A 19,321-nucleotide genomic window follows, 5' to 3' on the forward strand; every position below is an offset into this window, starting at 1 on the left:
TCGCGAATCCGGAGGAAGGGCGCGATGACACGCGACATGTAACGGGTTTCAGTCTTCGTCCGTGGCCAACGCCTCTTCGATCCAGGCGGCGACCGGGAGATCGCGGTTGGTGCACTCCGTGGCCAGCCGGATGGTCCAGCGCAGCGCCTGCATGACCACCGCCGCGACCTCGGTCGGCGCGGCGGTGCTCAGCGCGATGTCGATCTGCTCGCGGGCCGCGTCCTGGTCGCCGTGGACCTCGGCGAGCAGGGTGCGGACCGCGGTGCGCACGGGCGGGTCGGCGTCGTCGATGGAGACTTCCTGGCCGTCGGCGTCGTAGACCTGCATCTTGACCGGGGTGGCCCCGCCGGAACCGAGCGCGGCGACCATCTCGCTGCACTCGCGGAACAGCATCAGCACGAGCTCCTTGCCGTCCACGTCGCCGGCCGGCGAGGTGTCGACGAAGGTGGTCAGCAGGCTGATGGCGGCGCCGTCGTCGCCCGCCTGGGCGGCGGCGAGCGCCTCGCCAGCCGTGCTGACCATGCGCTGTCGTCGGTCCGGATCCTGTGGGTCCACCGGCCCATCTTGCAACACAACGGGGACCGGCGGTGATCCAATCGGCCGTCCGGGTTCAGGAGTGCTTGAAACGCCAGGTCTTCGAGTCCGTGAGCACGCAGAAGCCCGGCGACATCACGACCACGCGCAGCGTGCCGTCGCGCATGTCGTAGTCCATGCCCTCGACCTCGAACGTGCCGGTGCACGAGCTCTGGAGCGGCAGCTGACCGAGAGCGCTCACATGGGCGGTCACGTCGGCGCCGTTCAGCGGACCGCTCAGATCCAGTTGCAGCAACGGCTTCGTCACACCGTAGAGCGTTCCGTCCGAGTCGTCCGAAGAGCACAGCAACTGCGTCGAGGAGGTGAAGTCGCAGCCCTGGATGTCGTTGATCGGGTGGTCGGGGCGGATGGCGAAGGCGTAGGGCAGGTTCTGGTTCGGCGTGGTGAACCGGACACCCGGCATCGGATACACCAGCAGACGGTCCATGGTGCCCCACTCGCCGGACACCAGCCACTGTCCGTCCGGCGAGACGGCGGCGAACGAGTTGTTCAGCGCCTCCCAGGACTCCAGCTTGTGCGTGTACTCCGACCAGGCGCCGTTGGGGGCCTGGACCCGGAACATCTTGGCGCCGTTGTTGTCGCTCTGGTACGGCTCCACGTAGTAGCCCAGCCGCGAACCCGGGTCGCCGACGTGGTTCCAGCCCTTGGCGGAATCGGCGATCGGGATGGTGGAGATCCCGGTGTACTGGATGAAGCTGCCGTTCGGGCGAATCACCGTGGCCAGGCCCTGACTCTCGTCCAGCGCCCTGGCGTGGTCGGAGCCCTGGATCACCCAGGCCCCGGTGTCGGCGTTCGCGATGCCCGGCACGATCACGGCGATGGCGACCGCGAGCGCCGCGGCCAGCGCCTTCCTGCCCATGTGCCCAACCCTTCGTCGGTGGACGGCCGTGCCTAGGCGTACCAGTCGACGGGCAGAATCTGAAGAATTTTCACGAAAGCGGCGGTGACCGCCCGGATAACTGTGAACGATCCGGGCTTTCTCGCGGGCGGGCGGCGATCTTACCCTCGGCTTTGTTAGGGAACTTCCCTAACTGGCACCAAGTTCGAGGAGGTGTGCATGAAAAGCAAGCTGCTGGTCGCCCTGCTCGGCATCGGCTTGCTGTTCGCGGGAGCCGCCCCTGCCCAGGCCGCCGCGTCGCCGCACAGCACCACGTACACGATGTACGTGACGCTCTACGGGGCCCTGGACAACGACCCGCCCGGCAGCGCCGCCATCGCCTACCCGCAGATCCACTCGCAGGCGGGCGGCACCGGCACGTACAGCAACCCGGTCACGTTCGCGACCAACAAGTCGGAACTGGCCCCCGGCACCCGGGTGTACTACTCCTACTTGAAGAAGTACTTCATCATGGAGGACGACTGCGCCCAGTGCGACTCCGACTGGAACAGCGGGAAGAAGCGCCACATCGACCTGTGGGCCGGCAACTCGACCAACTCGGGGATCCTCGCCTGTGAGGACAAGCTGACCCGCAGTGGCTCGGTGATCGTCAACCCGGCGTCCAATCTGACCGTGGACACGACGCCGATCTTCAACACCAGCACGCACAAGTGCTACTCACCGTGATCAAGCGGTGACGCAGTGGTCCGGTAACGCCGCACCGGGCCACCCGATGTGAAATTTCTCCGGCGTTGAACGCTGTCGCCAAAGGGTTGCAAGTACCAGAATCGCCCTGTTGCATCCCCTAGCTCGAAAGAGGCGCGGCGACATGGCGGACACCCTCGATCGGACCCGGCCGCTGGCGCGGTCGGAGTGGGCCAGCATCGGCGGCATGGCCGCCTTCGTGCTCGCCCTGCACGTGATCGGCTGGGGATCGCTGCTCCTCCTCATCTCGCCGGCCAACTACCAGATCGGCAACGGCCAGGTCTTCGGCGTCGGCCTCGGGCTCACCGCGTACACCCTGGGGCTGCGGCACGCCTTCGACGCCGACCACATCGCCGCCATCGACAACACCACGCGGAAGCTGATGTCCGAGGGCAAGCGCCCGCTGTCGGTCGGCTTCTGGTTCTCGCTGGGCCACTCCTCCGTCGTGTTCGGGCTGTGCGTGCTGCTCGCGTTCGGCGTGCGGGCGCTGGCCGGCGAGGTCACCGACGACAACTCCCCGCTGCACAGCTGGACCGGCATCGTCGGCACCCTGGTGTCGGGCACCTTCCTGGTGCTGATCGGCGTGCTCAACCTGGTGGTGATGGCGCAGATCGTCAAGGTGTTCCGCAAGATGCGCGGCGGCGAGTTCGACGAGGCCGAGCTGGAGCGCCGGCTGGACGAGCGCGGCTTCATGAACCGGATCCTGCGCGGGCTGACCAAGGCGATCAGCAGGCCGTGGCAGATGTACCCGACCGGCCTGCTGTTCGGCCTCGGTTTCGACACCGCCACCGAGGTGTCGCTGCTCGTGCTGGCCGGCGGCGCCGCGGCGTTCTCCCTGCCGTGGTACGCGATCCTGACGCTGCCGGTGCTGTTCGCCGCCGGCATGAGCCTGTTCGACTCGATCGACGGCTGCTTCATGAACTTCGCCTACGGCTGGGCGTTCGCCAAGCCGGTGCGCAAGGTCTTCTACAACATCACCGTGACCGGGCTGTCGGTGGTGGTCGCGCTGGGGATCGGCGTGATCGAGCTGCTCCAGCTGCTGGCCGAGAAGCTGGACGCGACCACCGGTGTGCTCGGCTGGATCGACGGCCTCGACCTGAACGTGGTCGGCTACGTGATCGTCGGCCTGTTCGTGGTGACCTGGCTGGTGGCGCTCGCGGTGTGGCGGTTCGGCCGCATCGAGGAGCGCTGGTCGGTCGAGACGTCCTAGCGGTAGGCGTACCAGCGGGCGCCGCGGACGATCGATTCCTTGACCACCACGGCGAACCGGCCGGTGAAGACCGTCCGCTTCGGACGGTCCATGGCGTCGACCAGCTGCACCAGCGCGTCCTTGCGGCCGAGGCTGATGCACTGGAGGTAGTACCGGTACGCGAACGGCTTCGGCTCCTCGCCCTTGAGCCGGGTGGCGATCGCGCCGGCGGCGTAGAGCGCCATCGGACCGGCGGTGGCGCAGGCCATCCGCAGCTCCTGGCCGTCGATCCGGGCCACCGCGCTGTCGCCGACGGCGTAGATGTCCGGGTGCGACACCGAACGCTGCGTCCGGTCCACGACGATCCGTCCACCGTGGTCGGTCTCGATGCCGCTGTCGGCGGCCAGCGTCGGCACGCGGAATCCCGTTGCCCAGATGGTGAGGTCGGTGGCCGGCTCGTCGCCGTCGGTCAGCACCACGCTGTCCGCCAACACCTTCGCCACCCTCGCTCCCGTACGGACCTCGATCCGCAGCCGGCGGAACACGCGGTCCAGGTGCTGGCGGGCGTTTGCCGACAGCCGCGAGCCCGGGGCGTGGCCGGCGACCATCCGCACGTGCAGGTTCGGGTGCGACTCGGCCAGCTCGGTCGCCGCCTCGATGGCGGTCAGACCGCCGCCGACCACCGTGACGGTTCCCTTGGCCGGCACCAGGTCCCGCACCCTCGCGGCGTCGGCCAGGCCGGCGACGGTGAGGGCGTTCTCCGCCACGCCCGGCACGCCGTGGTCGTCGGCGACGCTGCCGAGCGCGTAGACGAGTGTGTCGTACGGGATCGCGCGGCCGTCCACGTCGATCTCCTTGCGGGCCGGGTCGATCGCCGTCACGCGGCCGACGACCAGCTCGACTCCGGTGCCCCGCAACGACTCCGCCAGCGGGCTCGGGCGCAGCTGCTGGCCGGCGGCGAACTGGTGCAGCCGGATCCGCTCGACGAAGTCCGGGTGGGCGTTGACCAGCGTGATGTCCGCGCTGGTCCGCTTGGCGAGGCTCTTGACCGCGTTCAGGCCCGCGTAGCCGCCGCCGATGACAACGATGGTGGTCATCTCAAGTCCCTCCACTTGGTGTGACGGGACTTGAACCGGGCAGCCGCGCGATTCCTGACAGCGCGGCTATGTGTGCTGCGTCACCTGCTTCGTCAGGTACGTCAACTTGTCCGGGTTGGCGACCGCGCGGAAGGCGGTGATCAGGCCGTCCACGATCTGGAGGCTGATGGCGGTGGTCAGCGCGCCGTCGATGAAGATCAGGATGGCCGGCTCGCCGTTGAGCTCGTCGAAGCGGATCTCCACGCCGTCCACGGCGGTGGCCAGCCAGCCCAGGTACACCTTGGCCCGCTCGCGGCCGTGGATCGGCTTGCGCGCCGCGCGGGTCTTGCCGCCGCCATCCGCCCAGGCGACGACGTCCTCGGCCAGCATGCCCTCCAGCGCGGCCATGTTGCCGCTGCGCGCGGCGACCAGGAAGTTCTTGGTGATGCGCAGCTTCTCCTCGCCGTCCGGGTCGAACCGCGGCCGGTCCTGGGCCACCCGCTGCTTGGCCCGGTGGTAGAGCTGCTGGCAGTTCGCCTCCGTCAGGTCGAGCACGTCGGCGATCTCGCGGTGGCTGTACTCGAAGGCCTCCCGCAGCACGAAAACCGCCCGCTCGGCCGGCGTGAGCCGTTCCAGGAGCAGCAGGAACGCCATCGAGACGGATTCGCGCAGCTCGGCGGTGTCCAGCGGGGTGTACGCGGTCAGCAGCGGCTCCGGCAGCCACGGGCCGACGTAGCTCTCACGGCGGGCCCGCGCCGAGGTCAGGCGGGTCAGGCACAGATTGGTCAGCACCTTGGTCAGCCAGGCCGCCGGCTCGCGGATCTCGTCCTGGTCGGCGGCGTGCCAGCGCAGGTACGTGTCCTGCACCGCGTCCTCGGCCTCGGCGGCCGAGCCGAGCAGCCGATACGCCACCGCGAACAGGCGCTGCCGGTGTTGCTCGAAATCCGCCACGGAATCGAGTCTAGGCGGGCCTTGCCCCTCTCGTAGCGAGAACTCCTAGCGTGGTCCGCATGAGCTGGTCGATCACCGAGCTGGCCCGGATGTCCGGGGTCACCGCGCGGACCCTTCGGCACTACGACGACATCGGCGTGCTGACGCCGGCGCGCGTCGGCGACAACGGCTACCGCTGGTACGAGCGGGAGCAGCTGCTGCGGTTGCAGGAGATCCTGCTGATGCGCCAGGTCGACCTGGACCTGCCGACCATCGCCCGGGTGCTGGACGGCGAGCACGACCGGCTCGCCGCGCTGCGCGACCACCGCGAGCGGCTGCTGGCCCAGCGCGATCGGCTGGACCGGCTCGTGCGAACCGTTGCCAGAACCATCGCCGACCTTGAGGGGGCGGACACCATGCCCGATGACGAGCTGTTCGACGGCTTCCAGCTGAGCCCGGCCGTGCTGGACGAGCTGGAGGCCCGGTCGCCGGAGTCGTCGAAGCCGTACTTCGACGAGCTGCGGGCCGGCACCGCGAACTGGACCGAGCAGGACTACGCCGCGGCCAACGAGCAGACGGCCGACAGCGAGCGCCGGCTGCTGGCGCTGATGCTGGCCGAGGCGCCGGCGGACGATCCGCGGGTGCTCGACCTGATGGCCGAGGCGCACGCGGCCGAGCGGGAGGTGCTCGTGCTGAGCAAGGAGGACTACTGCAACCTCGCCCGGGCCTTCGTGGCGATGCCGGAGCTGCGGGCGCACCTCGACGCGAGGCATCCACGGCTGGCCGAGTACATGCGGGACGCCATGCTCGCCTACGCCGCCGCCCGGATGAAGTGACCTAAGTAGACAGTCTCATGTCAGGGAATGCACTGCCGCGTAAGCCATCGCGGCGAGCAGATCCGTCATCTGCCCACGATCCAGGTGGGCCGAGTGCGGCGTGGAGTTGATCAACCCGAACAGCGCGTGCGCGGCGGCGCGGGCGGCCGGCTCGCCGACCTCGGGCCGGGAGCGCCGGATCGTGGTGACCCACACCTCGACGTACCGGCGTTGCAGCGCCCGCACCCGCTGCCGGTCGGCGTCGGCGAGGTTGCCGAGGTCCCGTTCCTGCACGGTGATCAGCGCGGGGTTGGCCAGCGCGAAGTCGACCTGCCAGCCGATCAGCGCCCGAATCGATTCCTCCGGGTCCACGGCGTCGCGCACCCGGCTCTGCGCGCCGGCCAGCAGGAGCTCGCTGATGGACGTCAGCATCTCGCCGAGGACTGCGTCCTTGCTGCGGAAGTGTCGGTACAGCGCCGGCCCGGAGATGCCGACGGCCGCGCCGATGTCGTTGATGCCGACGCCGTGGAAGCCGTGCCGGGCGAACAGCTCCGCGGCGGCGGCCAGGATCTGCTCCCGCCGGGTCGGCGGCGCGGTCTGCTCGGCGAACGGCACGACACCGATGGTAGTCGAGGAAGTTAACGAACGCTAACCGCGGTATCGAACGGTGGAGTGACCGAGGGTGTTTCGTACCCAACAGGCGAATATGACATCAACTCTTGACGCAACTCTTCCGGCGGAAACCGTGTTACTGCAACGATTATCCGGTCTCGGCACACCTCAACGGAGAGGCCTCCCTGCCATGCGCCTGTCTCGTGCCCTCCCCTGCCTCGCGGTCGCCGTCGCGGCCGCGCTGTCCACAACAGCCGTCGCGCACGCTGCGCCGGCCGCCGTCAACTACGCCGCCGTCGGCGACTCCTACGCCTCCGGCGTCGGCACTCAGAGCTCCTACGACAACAGCTGCGACCGCAGCGCCAAGGGCTACCCGAGCCTGTGGGCGGCCGCGCACTCGGTGTCCGCCTTCACCAACGTCGCCTGCTCCGGCGCGAAGACCAGCGACGTGATCAACAGTCAGGTCGGCTCGCTGAGCTCGGCAAACACGGTCGTCACGGTGACGGTCGGCGGCAACGACGCCGGCTTCAGCAGCGTGATGGAGTCCTGCATCATCGGTGGCGACTCCGGCTGCAACACCGCCGTCAACAACGCCAAGAACTACGTCAACACGACCCTGCCCGGCCTGCTCGACAACACGTACAACGCGGTCCGCGGCCACGCTCCGAACGCGACGGTCTATGTGGTCGGCTACCCGCGCTTCTATCAGCTCGGCGGCTCGTGCAGCGTCGGCCTGAGCGACACCTCCCGCAGCTACATCGACAGCGGCGCGGACACGCTGGACACGGCCATCTCGGCGGCGGCGAGCCGGCACGGCTTCCGGTTCGTCGACGTCCGCGACGCGTTCGCCAACCACGGCATCTGTTCCTCGAACTGGTGGTTGAACAGCGTGACCTGGCCGGTGGTGAACTCCTACCACCCGAACGCCAGTGGGTACGCCAGCGGCTACCTGCCGGCGCTGACCGCCGTCACCGGCTGACTGGACGAAGCTGTTAGCGACCGTTAACCTGGAGTCCTGGGTTAACGGTCGCTAACAGCTGAGGAGCGTCATGGTCGCGCCGGCACTGGGCACCGCCGCGGATCCGACGGATCCGGGCTACCAGCGCAACGCCAAGGAACACACGGAGCTGGTCGCCCAGCTGCGGGGCCGGCTGGCCGACGTGGCGCTGGGCGGCCCGGAGAAGGCGCGCATCCGGCATGTGGAACGCGGCAAGCTGCTGCCGCGCGACCGGGTGGACACCCTGCTCGACCCCGGCTCGCCGTTCCTGGAGCTCTCCCCGCTGGCCGCCGACGGCATGTACGACGACCAGGCCCCGGCGGCCGGCATCATCACCGGCGTCGGCCGGGTCGAGGGCCGCGAGTGCGTGATCGTCGCCAACGACGCCACGGTCAAGGGCGGCACCTACTACCCGATCACCGTCAAGAAGCACCTGCGCGCCCAGGAAGTGGCGCTGCACAACAACCTTCCGTGTCTGTACCTGGTCGACTCCGGTGGGGCGTTCCTGCCCCGCCAGGACGAGGTGTTCCCGGACCGCGAGCACTTCGGGCGGATCTTCTTCAACCAGGCCACGATGTCGGCCCGCGGCATCCCGCAGATCGCCGCCGTGCTGGGTTCGTGCACCGCCGGCGGCGCGTACGTGCCGGCGATGAGCGACGAGGCGATCATCGTGCGCGGCCAGGGCACGATCTTCCTCGGCGGCCCGCCGCTGGTGAAGGCGGCCACCGGCGAGATCGTCACGGCCGAGGAGCTGGGCGGCGGCGAGCTGCACTCCCGCACCTCCGGCGTCACCGACCACCTCGCCGAGGACGACACGCACGCGCTGCGCATCATGCGCCAGATCGTCGGCACCTTCGGGCCGCGCGTCCCGAGGCCGTGGGAGGTCGAGCCGACCGAGGAGCCGGCCGTCGACCCCGAGCAGCTCTACGGCGTGGTGCCGATCGACACCCGCACCCCGTACGACGTGCGGGAGGTCATCGCCCGCGTGGTGGACGGCAGCCGGTTCGCGGAGTTCAAGGCCGAGTACGGCGCCACCCTGGTCACCGGCTTCGCCCGGATCCACGGCCACCCGGTCGGCGTCGTCGCCAACAACGGCATCCTGTTCGGCGAGTCCGCGGTCAAGGGCGCGCACTTCATCGAGCTGTGCGACCAGCGCGGCATCCCGCTGGTGTTCTTCCAGAACATCTCCGGCTTCATGGTCGGCCGCGAGTACGAGGCGGCCGGCATCGCCAAGCACGGCGCGAAGATGGTCACCGCCGTGGCCTGCGCCCGGGTGCCGAAGTTCACCGTGGTCATCGGCGGCTCGTTCGGCGCCGGCAACTACTCGATGTGCGGCCGGGCCTACTCGCCCCGGTTCCTGTGGATGTGGCCGAACGCCCGGATCTCGGTGATGGGTGGCGAGCAGGCCGCGTCCGTGCTGGCCACGGTCCGCCGCGACCAGCTCGGCGACGACTGGTCGGTCGAGGACGAAGAGGCGTTCAAGCAGCCGATCCGGGACCAGTACGAGAGCCAGGGCAACCCGTACTACTCGACGGCCCGGCTGTGGGACGACGGCGTGATCGACCCCAGGGACACCAGGACCGTGCTGGGCCTGGCGCTGTCCGCCGCGGCCAACGAGCCGCTGCCTCCCGTCCGCTACGGCGTCTTCAGGATGTGAGCATGTTCGACACCGTACTGATCGCCAACCGCGGCGAGATCGCCGTCCGTGTGGCAACCACGTTGCGGCGCATGGGGATCCGCAGCGTCGCCGTCCACAGCGACGCCGACGCGGGCGCCCGGCACGTGCGCGAGGCCGACGTCGCCGTGCGCATCGGGCCGGCGGCCGCGCGCGAGAGCTACCTGTCGATCGAGCGGATCATCGACGCCGCGCGGAAGACCGGCGCGCAGGCCGTGCACCCCGGATACGGCTTCCTGGCCGAGAACGCGGCCTTCGCGCGGGCCTGCGCCGAGGCGGGGCTGGTGTTCGTCGGCCCGCCGCCGGCCGCGATCGACGCGATGGGCGACAAGATCCGGGCCAAGCAGACGGTGACCGCCGCCGGCGTGCCGGTGGTGCCGGGCGCGTTCGGCGCGGACATCGAGCACGCCGTCGCCGAGATCGGCTTTCCGGTGCTGCTCAAGCCGTCCGCCGGCGGCGGCGGCAAGGGCATGCGGCTGGTGCACTCCATCGACGAGCTCCCGGCGGCGATCGAGTCGGCCAAGCGGGAGGCGCTGAACTCCTTCGGCGACGACACACTGCTGGCGGAACGCTTCGTGCTGAACCCGCGGCACATCGAGATCCAGGTGCTCGCCGACGCCCACGGCACGGTGCTGCACCTCGGCGAGCGGGAGTGCAGTCTCCAGCGCCGGCACCAGAAGATCATCGAAGAGGCCCCGTCTCCGCTGCTGGACGAGGAAACGCGTCAGCGGATGGGGAAGTCGGCCGCCGACGCGGCCGCGTCGGTCGGCTACACCGGCGCCGGCACGGTCGAGTTCATCGTCTCCGCCGACCGGCCGGACGAGTTCTTCTTCATGGAGATGAACACCCGGCTCCAGGTCGAGCACCCGGTGACCGAGCTGGTCACCGGCATCGACCTCGTCGAGCAGCAGCTGCGCGTCGCCGCGGGGGAGAAGCTTTCCCTGACGCAGCAGGACATCCGGCTCACCGGGCACGCCGTCGAGGCGCGCATCTACGCGGAGGACCCGGCGCACGGCTTCCTGCCCACCGGCGGCACGCTGCTGACGGTGCATGAGCCCGCCGACGACCTGCTCGCAGGGGCGAGCATCGGCACGGCCCGGATCCGGGTCGACTCCGGGGTTTCCGAGGGCTCCGTGGTCGGCAGCGACTACGACCCCATGCTGGCCAAGCACATCGCGTATGCGTCCACAAGGGACGGGGCGCTGCGCAAGCTGCGGTCGGCGCTCGGCGACGTCACGATCCAGGGCGTCACCACGAACATCCCGTTCCTGCGCGCGCTGCTGGCCGACGAGGACGTCGTCGCCGGCCGGCTCGACACCGGCCTGGTGGAGCGCAAGCTCGACGCCCTCGTGGCGAACCCGATGCCCGAGGACGTCCTCGTGGCGGCGGCGCTGGAGCGGGCCCTCGAACTGGAGCCGCAGGGCGAAACCGTTGACCCGTGGGATATTCCCGGTGGCTGGCGGATCGGCCAGCCGGCCTGGGCGTCCTGGCTGATCGGCGCGCCCGGCGACGAGCCGACCAAGGTCCGCCTGCGGGGCCGGGCCGCCGACGCCGAGGTGGTCGTCGGCGACGGCGCGCCGGTCAAGGCGAGCGCCTGGCGTGACGGCACCCGGATCCACGTCCGCAGCGACGGGGTCACCCGGTCGTACCGGCACGCCCGGGACGGCGAGATCACCTGGATCGGCAACTGGCCGCTGCTGGAGACCGAGCCGCTCCAGTTGTCCCGCAGGGGCGGGACCGGCGCGGCCGGCGGCGCGGTCACCAGCCCGATGCCCGGCACCGTGCTGCTGCTCAAGGTGGCCGCGGGCGAGCGGGTCAGCGCCGGCCAGCCGCTGCTGGTCGTCGAGGCCATGAAGATGGAACACACAGTCGTCGCGCCCATCGACGGCGCGGTCGCGGAGCTGGCGGTGCACGCGGGCCAACAGGTCAAGCTGGGCCAGCAGCTCGCGGTGGTGGCACCCCTACAGGAGTGACGAGCATGGACACCAGAATCAGCCCCGACCACGAGGCGCTGCGCAAGACGGTCGAGGAGTTCGCCCGCGAGGAGGTCGCGCCGGTCATCGGCGACTTCTACGAGCGCGAGGAGTTCCCGTACGAGATCGTGGCCAAGATGGGCCGCATGGGCCTGTTCGGCCTGCCGTTCCCCGAGGAGTTCGGCGGCATGGGCGGCGACTACTTCGCCCTCTGCCTGGCCCTGGAGGAGCTGGCCCGGGTCGACTCCTCGGTCGCGGTCACGCTGGAGGCCGGCGTCTCGCTGGGCGCGATGCCGATCTACCGGTTCGGCAGCGAGGAGCAGAAGCGGCAGTGGCTGCCGAGCCTGTGCGCGGGCGAGGCGCTGGCCGGCTTCGGCCTGACCGAGGCCGGCGGCGGCTCCGACGCCGGCGCCACCCGCACCACCGCCGTCCTCGACGGCGACAGCTGGGTGATCAACGGGTCCAAGTGCTTCATCACCAACTCCGGCACGGACATCACCACCGCGGTCACGGTCACCGCCGTGACCGGGCGCAAGGCCGACGGCGGCAAGGAGATCTCCGCGATCATCGTGCCGTCCGGAACGCCCGGTTTCACCGTGTCCAAGAAGTACTCGAAGGTCGGCTGGAACGCCTCCGACACCCGCGAGCTGTCGTTCACCGACTGCCGGGTGCCGGCGGCCAACCTGGTCGGCGAGCGCGGCCGCGGCTACGCCCAGTTCCTGCGCATCCTCGACGAGGGCCGGATCGCCATCGCCGCCCTCGGCGTGGGCCTGGCCCAGGGCTGCGTGGACGAGTGCCTGCGCTACGTGAAGGAGCGCGAGGCCTTCGGCCACAAGATCGGCACGTACCAGGCGATCCAGTTCAAGATCGCCGACATGGAGGCCCGGGTGCACACCGCCCGGTTGGCCTACTACCACGCGGCCGACAAGATGCTGCGCGGCGAGCCGTTCAAGCGGGAGTCCTCGATCGCCAAGCTGGTCTCGTCCAACGCGGCCATGGACAACTCACGGGACGCCACCCAGATCTTCGGCGGCTACGGCTTCATGAACGAGTACCCGGTCGGGCGGTTCTACCGGGACGCCAAGATCCTCGAGGTCGGCGAGGGCACCAGCGAGGTCCAGCGGATGCTGATCGCCCGCGAACTGGGCCTGTAACCGATCGACTACAATTGGCAACACTCGGAGGGTTTCGGCCCGCCGAACATGGGTACTACAGTGACGCGAGACGTCAGCTCCCGCCGTGTTCCTCCCCCCTCGACGCGGCGGGTTACCCAGGAGCCCCCGCTCACCCCCGTGCGGGGGCTCCTGCCTTTTCTTGAACGGGTTCCGGCTGGTCGACGACCTGGATGAGCCGCTCCTGCGGCGCCTCCGGCAGGTCGTGCCGGCCCGAGATGAACTCCTGGCAGCGGATCTTGAGCAGGATCAGCGGCTGCCGGTAGCGGGCCTCCCGGCGGATGGCGACGCTGAGCTTGCGCGAGCCCGCCCGGTAGCGCCAGCGCGCCCACGGCGAGTTGGGCCGGGCCAGCCGCAGCGCGCCGATCTCGGCCAGCGGCGGCAGCAGCAGGCCCAGCAGACCCGTCCAGATCTTGCCCTTGAGCAGGGCGACCACCGCGAAGGCCAGGTCGACCAGCGCGATCAGCGCGCCGGCCACGTGCGCCGGCAGGTTGAGGTCCGGCAGCAGGCCGTAGTCCAGCGGCTTCGCGCCGAGGAGCAGCAGCCCGGTCAGGCCGACGGCCAGGAACACCGCGTCCACCGACAGCCGGCCCGCCTGCGTCCAGTACACGTCGCGCAGGTGCAGGATGAGCGCGAACTCGTCGAGCACCAGCGCCGTGCCGACGCCGAACAGCCCCGCCGACCACAGCCGCCAGTCGCCGGAGTCGTCCGGCACGGCCAGCCCGATCACGCCGCCGAGCATCATCGCCACCACGCCGAACACCACGTGGTGGATGTGTGTGCCGCCGGGTGTGACGTTGCCCGGCCACCAGCGGACCTTGGCCCTGATCATCCGGACGCTGATCCTGATCAGCACGAACGCGATGACCAGGCCGAGAAAGAACCAGAGCAGGCGTTCGTGCCCGGGATCCCAGTGGCCCATCAGCCGACCACCCTTCGCCAGAGGCTTGTAACCGCAGGTTACGCGCGGGAGGTCTGGTCGGTTGCCAGTTCGGACACACCGGTCACATAGGGGTGGGTTCGGATTTCGGTACTGGGGTACCCCGTGACGGACTCCACTGGCACTGGCGTGCCCTCACACGCGTTGTACGTGACAAAATCCATGAGGCATCGTGGGCGGCGCGGAGGTCGGGATTTGCTGTACTGGTTCATGAAGCGGGTGGCGGGACGGCTCGGGCGAGCCGTGTACCGACCCAAGGTCGAGGGCCTGGAGAACATCCCGGAGACCGGTCCGGTGATGCTCGCGAGCAACCACCTGGCCTTCGTGGACAGCATCGTCATCCCCATGGTGGTCCCCCGTCGGGTGAACTTCCTGGCCAAGGCCGAGTACTTCGAGGGCAAGGGGATCAAGGGCGCGCTGATGCGCGGCTTCTTCGGCGGCCTCGGGCACATCCCGGTGCAGCGCGGCAGCGGCCGCGCCGCGCGGGCCGCCCTGGACACCGCCGAGGAGGTGCTCAACAAGGGCGGCGCCTTCGCCATCTACCCCGAGGGCACCCGCTCGCTGGACGGCCGGCTGTACCGCGGCCACGCCGGCGTGGCCCGCATCGCCCTGGCCACCGGCGCCCCGGTGGTGCCCGTCGGGCTGATCGGCACCGACAAGGTCCAGCGCAACGGCAAGGGCATGCCGCGCATCCGGCCGATGACCGTGCGCTTCGGCAAGCCGCTGGACTTCTCCCGCTACGAGGGCATGGCCGAGTCGACCATGATCCACCGCGCGGTGACCGACGAGATCATGTACGCCATCCTGGAGCTGACCGGCCAGGAGTACGTGGACAGCTACCGCCCCCACCCAAAAGCAGCCTGAAGTGATGCAGGGAAGGACGCCTTACCCGCGATGAACGAGGGTAAGGCGTCCTTCCCTGCATCAGGGGGTGCTCAGGCCACCAGGTACTGGGGCAGGTGCCGCTCCAGGTCGGTGAACACCGCGGAGTTGTGCCGGTAGGCGATCCGGGACTCCTCGACGATGCGCTCCCGCTCCGCCTCGTCCCACGGCGCGGTGTCGAGCAGTTCGTGGTAGCGGGCCTTGAACGCCTTGCGGTCCGGGATGCGGTCGAACACGTAGAACCGCGTGCCGGCGTGGTCGGTGATGCCGTGCTGGCGCTCGGTGACCGCGCCGACGGCCTGGCCGCCGGAGATGTCGCCGAGGTAGCGGGTGTAGTGGTGCGCGACGAAGCCGCCCGCCCAGGTGAAGGCGACCTCGCGCAGCCGGTCGGTGTACGCGACGGTGGCCGGCGTCGGCTCGACGATCGAGGCCCACTCCGGCCCGTAGAGGTGGGCCAGGTCCTCCTCCAGCGCCGGCAGCCGGCGCAGCTCGGGGCTGGCGAACGGCCCGGCGACGGGGTCGCCGGCCATGGCGTCGGACGCCTCCTCCAGGACCCGGTAGATGAAGTAGTGCTGGGCGACCAGCGCGGCGAAGCCGGCGAGGCTGAGCCGCTGGTCGAACAGGACGCGGAAGAATTCGGCGTCGTTGGCGACCTGGTGGTCGGCCAGCGTGCCGGCACGGAGAGTCGCGGCGAAGGTCACGCTCCGAGTGTGGTGTTACCTACGCGTCGTCGTCAAGATTGTGACGACAGGTCGTCATAAAAAGCGCCCACTCCGCGTAGCACGAAGCGGACGGTCGACTCCACGGCGTGGTCCAGGTCGGCGCCGGACAGCTCGGCAACGGTCCGCCCGCTGATGCACGCGGTCACCAACCCGACCAGCGTGTCCACGTCGTCGGCGGGCAGCAGCCCCTGCCGCATGCCGGAGACGAGGATGCCCCGCAGGATCAGCTCCAGCGCGCCGACGTGCTCGACCATGTGCCGATAGCTCTGCTCGGACATCAGCGACCGCAACGCGGTGCCGGGCGGCAGGTGGTTGCGGGCGACGTGCCGCAGCTGGCTGCGCACGTAGGTGGCCAGCCCGTCGACCGGGTCGCGCACCTCGGCCAGCGCGGCCACCAGTTCGGCCATGTACTGCTCGGTCACGTGCTCGGCGTACGCGAGCAGCAGCGACTCCTTGTCGGCGAAGTAGTTGTACATCGCGGTGCGGCCCACGTCGGCGGCCGCGGCGATGTCGGCGAGCGAGATCGCGTCGAAGCCGCGCTGGTACATCAGGGTCGACAGCGCCGCGAAGATCCGTTCCCGGGTCCGCTCCCGGTGCTCGCCCAACGACCCGCCGGTGATCTTCGGCACGCCCTCCAGATTAGGGGATGGCGAACGGGCAACTCTGCTTCGGTTGGGGACGGCCGTAGACGATCACCGTCACCTTCATCGTCGTGCTGCTGGTGTTGCCGTCGCCGGCATAGCTGGTGGCGAGCGTGCACACGATCTGGTCGAGCGCGTGCTGGCTGAGCGGCTGTTTGTCCGGCGGTTCGGCGAACACGACGTTGCCGTAGGCGTCGTCGTACGTGGAGCTCATTCTCGTGCCCACCGGCACGTCGCTGGTCAGGCCGCCGGCGGCGTCGGTGGTGGTCGGGCCGTCCGCCAGCGCATGCAGGGCGTCGTCGTGCGGGTTGACGTAGAAGGGCTTGGCCGTCAGGTCCGACGGGTACGTCGTCGGAGGCGGCAGCGCGCGGCTGGTCGGCCGGAGGGCGTCGTTCTTGAGCAGGTACACGGTCAGGCTGACGACGGCGCCGCGCGGGGCCTCCCGGCCCGTGATGACCGTGCTCGGGCGGATGCCGCACGCCGCCACCATGGTGCCGACCACGGCCCCGGCCAGGAGCAATGCGACCACGCTGAGCAGGCCGTTGCGGCGGATCACGCGGGCTCCTCGCCCACGACGCGGGGCAGGCGGAGGATGAACATCGCTCCTCCTTCCGGACGATTGGTCGCTTCCAGACTGCCATGGAGCCCGCCGCTCGTGTGCAGGCGCGCGTTCTCCCAGGCGATGGCCAGGCCCAGCCCGCTGCCCTCGGACCGGGTCCGGGCAAACTCGGCCTTGTAGAACCGGTCGAACACGTGCGGCAGCACCTCCGGGGCCAGACCGGGGCCGCTGTCCATGACCCGCACGTCCACCCAGTTGTGGTCGGCCCACAGCCGCACCTGCACCGGCGGCGCGCCGTGCTTGAGCGCGTTGCCGACGAGATTGGCCACGATCACGTCCAGCCGGCGCGGATCCAGCCGCGCGACCACGCCCGACGGCAGGTCGGTCTCGACCCGGCCGAGCCAGCCCCGGGCCCGCAGCGTCGAGCCGATCGCGCTGGCCACGTCGATGTCGTCCAACGCCAGCCGCGCCGCGCCGGCGTCGAAGCGCGAGACCTCCATCAGGTCCTCGACCAGCCGGGTCAGCTTGCGCGTCTCCTGGCTGACCAGCCGCGCCGCCTGCCCGGCGTCGTCGCCGAGCTGCGGCGCCTCCTCGTCGAGCACGTCGGTGACGGCGGTCATCGCGGCCAGCGGCGTGCGCAGCTCGTGCGACACGTCGGCGACGAAGCGCCGCGCGTCGGCCTCCATGCGGCGCAGCTGGCCGACGTGGTGCTCCAGCGCGGCGGCGGTGTTGTTGAACGTCCGGGCCAGCTCGGCCATCTCGTCGTTGCCTCGGACGGTCAGCCGCGCGGACAGGTCGCCCTCGCCGAGCTGGCGGGCGGTGATGCCGAGCCGGCGCACCGGACGCAGCACGCCGCGGGCCGCCAGCAGCGCGACGATCACCGCGAACAGCGCCGCCAGCGAGCCGTACAGCCAGGCGCTGGTGGCCAGCTTCTCCACGGCGGTCTGCTGGTCGGACATGCTCGTCTTGGCGTAGACCTCCAGGCCGGACGGCTTCCAGCCATCGGTGGCCTGGAGCGCCAGCACCGGAATGCCGATGATCATCGCGGGCGTGCCGTGGTCGTCGATGCGCTGCCACATCACGTCGGTGCGGGTGCGCATCTCGTCGCGCATCTCCGACGTGATGACCGAGAGGTCCATGCCGCCCTTGGAGCGCATGTTCTGGTACACGGCGACGGCGTTGCCGCCGACTTCCGACGCGATGCTGTTCAGCTGGTCCTGGGTCGGAGGAAGCCGCTGGCCGTAGGTCGCGTAGTCGTGCACCCGGCTGACCATCGGCTGCACGATGGCGTCGGTCGCGTCGTTCTCGACCACCCGCCGGGCCTGGATGTAGGTGGCGCCGGAGGCGGCCGCCGAGCTGATCGCCGCGATCAGCACGAACGCGACCACCAGGCGTGGCCGCAGGCCCCACGCCACCCCGAGGATCCGCCGGAGTCGGCTCATACCGGCCCGAACCGGTAGCCGAACCCGCGCACCGTCTGCACGTACAGCGGGTCCGCCGGGTTGTCCTCGATCTTGGACCGCAGCCGCTGCACGCACGCGTCGACAAGCCGCGAGTCGCCCAGGTAGTCGTGCTCCCAGACCGCCTCCAGCAGCTGCTGGCGGCTGAGCACCCGGCCGGGCGTACCGGACAGCTCCAGCAGCAGCCGCAGCTCGGTCGGCGTCAGGCTGATCTGCAGGCCGTCCTTGCTGATCACCAGGGCGGCCCGGTCGATGACCAGTTTCCCGTGCTTCTCCTGCTCCGAGCGCTCCGCGCCGGTGCGGCGCAGCACCGCCCGGATGCGGGCGTCCAGCACCCGCGGCTGCACCGGCTTGACCACGTAGTCGTCCGCGCCGGCCTCCAGGCCGCCGACGATGTCGAAGTCGTCGCTGCGCGCCGTGAGCATGATGATCGGGACGTCGCCGGTCGCGCGGATCCGCCGGCACACCTCGAAGCCGTCGATGCCGGGCAGCATCAGGTCGAGCACCACGATGTCGGGCGCCTCGGCCCGCAACCGGGTGAGACCTTCCTCACCGGATTCGGCGGCATGGATCGTGTGGCCCTGACGGCGCAAGGCGAGCTGCAGGCCCTCGCGTACCGCACGGTCGTCCTCTATCAACAGAACCCTGGACACGATGGAAGATTATTCGGTTATCGTCGCGGCGACGCCGGTCGACAGCCCCAGCCACGGGCTCTTGTAGCGAAACCATGACGAGCCGAGGACATGGGGGTGACGTACGTGCGCCGCCGACGCGGGGGCGAGCTGGTCGGGCAGATGCCCGTCCGTCGACGTGACCATGCCTACCGCCACCTGACGGTGGTGGTGGCGGTGCTGCTGCTGCCGCTCGCGGCGCTGGTCACCGGCGGCGGCAGAGTGCGCGAACGGGCATGTGAATGGGCCTTCCGGGTGCGGTATCCGTTCGAGGACCTGTCCGGACTTACGCCCGGCACCCGCGCGGCGTTCATCGCGGCGCGATGCGCCGCGCTGTGGCATGACGCTGAGCTCATCGGCCTCACCTCGGGCCACCGAATGTACGCCGAACAGCACGAACTGTTCCTCGAAGCGGTGCGGAGCTACGGCTCGGAGCGAGCCGCCCGGCAGTGGGTGCTGCCTCCCGAGGAGTCCTCACATGTGCGCGGGCGGGCGCTGGACGTCCGGCCGACCGAGGGTGCGCGGTGGCTGGAGCGGCACGGCGGCCGGTTCGGCCTGTACCGGACATATGCCAACGAATGGTGGCACTTCGAGTACTGGCCCGAGTACCGCGGCACCGGCAAGCAGCCGCCGATGCGGCCCACCCCCGGCGGCTGAGCGGGCCTCACCTGCGGTTTCGCGAGGTCCCGCCGATGCTTCGCACGGTTGCTGGATTTCGATCGCCGCCACCGACGCACCCACCACGGAGCCGATGCGGCGTTCGAAATCCAGCAACGGCGAGGCATCGGCTCCGAATGGGCCGAGCTCCGCGCGGCATCAGCACTGTGACAG

20 protein-coding genes are annotated in these 19,321 nt (G+C 70.0%); 9 read left to right on the forward strand and 11 right to left on the reverse strand.

Going from position 1 to position 19,321, the window contains the following annotated elements; genetic code table 11:
• Positions 1 to 48: 48 nt before the first annotated feature.
• Positions 49 to 522 carry a hypothetical protein gene (locus tag BCF44_RS04640; protein ID WP_116172741.1) on the reverse strand — a complete coding sequence of 158 codons (474 nt, stop codon included), beginning with the start codon at positions 520 to 522 and terminating at the stop codon, positions 49 to 51.
• Positions 523 to 610: 88 nt separating this feature from the next.
• Positions 611 to 1,453, reverse strand: a complete 843-nt coding sequence (locus BCF44_RS04645) for a hypothetical protein (protein ID WP_116172742.1) — start codon at positions 1,451 to 1,453, stop codon at positions 611 to 613.
• 198 nt (positions 1,454 to 1,651) lie between these two features.
• On the opposite strand from BCF44_RS04645, the gene BCF44_RS04650 reads away from it, so the two are divergent.
• A complete protein-coding gene (locus BCF44_RS04650; RefSeq protein ID WP_116172743.1) occupies positions 1,652 to 2,158 on the forward strand; it encodes a hypothetical protein in 507 nt (168 codons plus the stop codon).
• Positions 2,159 to 2,300: 142 nt separating this feature from the next.
• Positions 2,301 to 3,386 carry a Nickel transporter NicT gene (gene nicT, locus BCF44_RS04655; protein ID WP_116172744.1) on the forward strand — a complete coding sequence of 362 codons (1,086 nt, stop codon included), beginning with the start codon at positions 2,301 to 2,303 and terminating at the stop codon, positions 3,384 to 3,386.
• Here the strand turns inward: nicT and BCF44_RS04660 are convergent.
• Both BCF44_RS04660 and BCF44_RS04665 read right to left on the reverse strand, forming a co-directional pair.
• Positions 3,383 to 4,462, reverse strand: a complete 1,080-nt coding sequence (locus BCF44_RS04660; protein WP_116172745.1) for an NAD(P)/FAD-dependent oxidoreductase — start codon at positions 4,460 to 4,462, stop codon at positions 3,383 to 3,385. The two genes, nicT and BCF44_RS04660, sit on opposite strands and share 4 nt — an antisense overlap.
• A gap of 66 nt (positions 4,463 to 4,528) precedes the next feature.
• A complete protein-coding gene (locus BCF44_RS04665) occupies positions 4,529 to 5,392 on the reverse strand; it encodes an RNA polymerase sigma-70 factor (RefSeq protein WP_116172746.1) in 864 nt (287 codons plus the stop codon).
• Positions 5,393 to 5,451: 59 nt separating this feature from the next.
• Between BCF44_RS04665 and BCF44_RS04670 the strand changes: the two genes are divergently transcribed.
• Positions 5,452 to 6,207, forward strand: coding sequence for a MerR family transcriptional regulator (locus BCF44_RS04670; protein WP_116172747.1), 756 nt, complete (start codon positions 5,452 to 5,454; stop codon positions 6,205 to 6,207).
• A gap of 15 nt (positions 6,208 to 6,222) precedes the next feature.
• Here BCF44_RS04670 and BCF44_RS04675 read toward each other — a convergent pair whose 3' ends face one another.
• Complete coding sequence (locus tag BCF44_RS04675; RefSeq protein ID WP_116172748.1) at positions 6,223 to 6,801, reverse strand: SACE_7040 family transcriptional regulator; 579 nt, start codon at positions 6,799 to 6,801, stop codon at positions 6,223 to 6,225.
• Positions 6,802 to 6,988: 187 nt separating this feature from the next.
• Here BCF44_RS04675 and BCF44_RS04680 point away from each other — a divergent pair, with 187 nt between their 5' ends.
• The 4 genes from BCF44_RS04680 (at position 6,989) to BCF44_RS04695 (ending at position 12,597) form a co-directional block, all read left to right on the forward strand.
• Entirely contained in the window at positions 6,989 to 7,777 is a 789-nt protein-coding gene (locus tag BCF44_RS04680; protein WP_116172749.1) for an SGNH/GDSL hydrolase family protein, read from the forward strand.
• A 70-nt stretch (positions 7,778 to 7,847) separates the two neighbouring features.
• Positions 7,848 to 9,452: a carboxyl transferase domain-containing protein gene (locus BCF44_RS04685; RefSeq protein WP_116172750.1), complete on the forward strand. Its 1,605-nt coding sequence runs from the start codon at positions 7,848 to 7,850 to the stop codon at positions 9,450 to 9,452.
• Positions 9,453 to 9,454: 2 nt separating this feature from the next.
• The gene (locus BCF44_RS04690; RefSeq protein ID WP_116172751.1) at positions 9,455 to 11,443 is read left to right on the forward strand and encodes an acetyl-CoA carboxylase biotin carboxylase subunit; all 1,989 of its coding nucleotides are present in this window, start codon (positions 9,455 to 9,457) and stop codon (positions 11,441 to 11,443) included.
• A 5-nt stretch (positions 11,444 to 11,448) separates the two neighbouring features.
• Positions 11,449 to 12,597, forward strand: coding sequence for an acyl-CoA dehydrogenase family protein (locus BCF44_RS04695; RefSeq protein WP_116172752.1), 1,149 nt, complete (start codon positions 11,449 to 11,451; stop codon positions 12,595 to 12,597).
• A gap of 130 nt (positions 12,598 to 12,727) precedes the next feature.
• Here the strand turns inward: BCF44_RS04695 and BCF44_RS04700 are convergent, their stop codons facing one another.
• Positions 12,728 to 13,537: a hypothetical protein gene (locus BCF44_RS04700; RefSeq protein ID WP_116172753.1), complete on the reverse strand. Its 810-nt coding sequence runs from the start codon at positions 13,535 to 13,537 to the stop codon at positions 12,728 to 12,730.
• A gap of 213 nt (positions 13,538 to 13,750) precedes the next feature.
• Here BCF44_RS04700 and BCF44_RS04705 point away from each other — a divergent pair, with 213 nt between their 5' ends.
• Positions 13,751 to 14,419 (forward strand): lysophospholipid acyltransferase family protein, encoded by a 669-nt coding sequence (locus BCF44_RS04705; protein WP_116172754.1) that lies wholly within the window; start codon positions 13,751 to 13,753, stop codon positions 14,417 to 14,419.
• Between the two features lie 71 nt (positions 14,420 to 14,490).
• Here BCF44_RS04705 and BCF44_RS04710 read toward each other — a convergent pair whose 3' ends face one another.
• The 5 genes from BCF44_RS04710 to BCF44_RS04730 are packed head-to-tail and all read right to left on the reverse strand — an operon-like array spanning position 14,491 to position 18,472.
• Positions 14,491 to 15,138 (reverse strand): biliverdin-producing heme oxygenase, encoded by a 648-nt coding sequence (locus BCF44_RS04710; RefSeq protein ID WP_116172755.1) that lies wholly within the window; start codon positions 15,136 to 15,138, stop codon positions 14,491 to 14,493.
• A gap of 32 nt (positions 15,139 to 15,170) precedes the next feature.
• Positions 15,171 to 15,788 (reverse strand): TetR/AcrR family transcriptional regulator, encoded by a 618-nt coding sequence (locus tag BCF44_RS04715; protein WP_116172756.1) that lies wholly within the window; start codon positions 15,786 to 15,788, stop codon positions 15,171 to 15,173.
• Between the two features lie 10 nt (positions 15,789 to 15,798).
• Positions 15,799 to 16,356, reverse strand: coding sequence for a GerMN domain-containing protein (locus BCF44_RS04720; RefSeq protein WP_116172757.1), 558 nt, complete (start codon positions 16,354 to 16,356; stop codon positions 15,799 to 15,801).
• Entirely contained in the window at positions 16,353 to 17,801 is a 1,449-nt protein-coding gene (locus tag BCF44_RS04725; RefSeq protein ID WP_116172758.1) for a sensor histidine kinase, read from the reverse strand. Before BCF44_RS04725 ends, BCF44_RS04720 begins: the two co-directional genes overlap by 4 nt.
• A complete protein-coding gene (locus tag BCF44_RS04730) occupies positions 17,798 to 18,472 on the reverse strand; it encodes a response regulator transcription factor (RefSeq protein WP_170217323.1) in 675 nt (224 codons plus the stop codon). The genes BCF44_RS04725 and BCF44_RS04730 overlap by 4 nt, the downstream gene beginning before the upstream one ends.
• A 96-nt stretch (positions 18,473 to 18,568) precedes the next feature.
• Here BCF44_RS04730 and BCF44_RS04735 point away from each other — a divergent pair, with 96 nt between their 5' ends.
• On the forward strand, positions 18,569 to 19,147 hold the full coding sequence (locus BCF44_RS04735) for a D-alanyl-D-alanine carboxypeptidase family protein (protein ID WP_342775559.1): 579 nt from the start codon (positions 18,569 to 18,571) through the stop codon (positions 19,145 to 19,147).
• Positions 19,148 to 19,321 lie beyond the last annotated feature (174 nt).

This window comes from Kutzneria buriramensis (assembly GCF_003387475.1).
In the GTDB taxonomy this organism is placed as follows: domain Bacteria; phylum Actinomycetota; class Actinomycetes; order Mycobacteriales; family Pseudonocardiaceae; genus Kutzneria; species Kutzneria buriramensis.

Excerpts from the sequence above, each read along its gene's own strand:
- BCF44_RS04690 (WP_116172751.1), top strand. The coding sequence starts at position 9,455 with ATGTTCGACACCGTACTGATCGCCAACCGCGGCGAGATCGCCGTCCGT.
- BCF44_RS04650 (WP_116172743.1), top strand. The coding sequence starts at position 1,652 with ATGAAAAGCAAGCTGCTGGTCGCCCTGCTCGGCATCGGCTTGCTGTTC.
- BCF44_RS04685 (WP_116172750.1), top strand. The coding sequence starts at position 7,848 with ATGGTCGCGCCGGCACTGGGCACCGCCGCGGATCCGACGGATCCGGGC.
- BCF44_RS04680 (WP_116172749.1), top strand. The coding sequence starts at position 6,989 with ATGCGCCTGTCTCGTGCCCTCCCCTGCCTCGCGGTCGCCGTCGCGGCC.
- BCF44_RS04700 (WP_116172753.1), bottom strand. The coding sequence starts at position 13,537 with ATGGGCCACTGGGATCCCGGGCACGAACGCCTGCTCTGGTTCTTTCTC.
- BCF44_RS04695 (WP_116172752.1), top strand. The coding sequence starts at position 11,449 with ATGGACACCAGAATCAGCCCCGACCACGAGGCGCTGCGCAAGACGGTC.
- BCF44_RS04670 (WP_116172747.1), top strand. The coding sequence starts at position 5,452 with ATGAGCTGGTCGATCACCGAGCTGGCCCGGATGTCCGGGGTCACCGCG.
- BCF44_RS04660 (WP_116172745.1), bottom strand. The coding sequence starts at position 4,462 with ATGACCACCATCGTTGTCATCGGCGGCGGCTACGCGGGCCTGAACGCG.
- BCF44_RS04725 (WP_116172758.1), bottom strand. The coding sequence starts at position 17,801 with ATGAGCCGACTCCGGCGGATCCTCGGGGTGGCGTGGGGCCTGCGGCCA.
- BCF44_RS04640 (WP_116172741.1), bottom strand. The coding sequence starts at position 522 with ATGGTCAGCACGGCTGGCGAGGCGCTCGCCGCCGCCCAGGCGGGCGAC.
- BCF44_RS04645 (WP_116172742.1), bottom strand. The coding sequence starts at position 1,453 with ATGGGCAGGAAGGCGCTGGCCGCGGCGCTCGCGGTCGCCATCGCCGTG.
- nicT (WP_116172744.1), top strand. The coding sequence starts at position 2,301 with ATGGCGGACACCCTCGATCGGACCCGGCCGCTGGCGCGGTCGGAGTGG.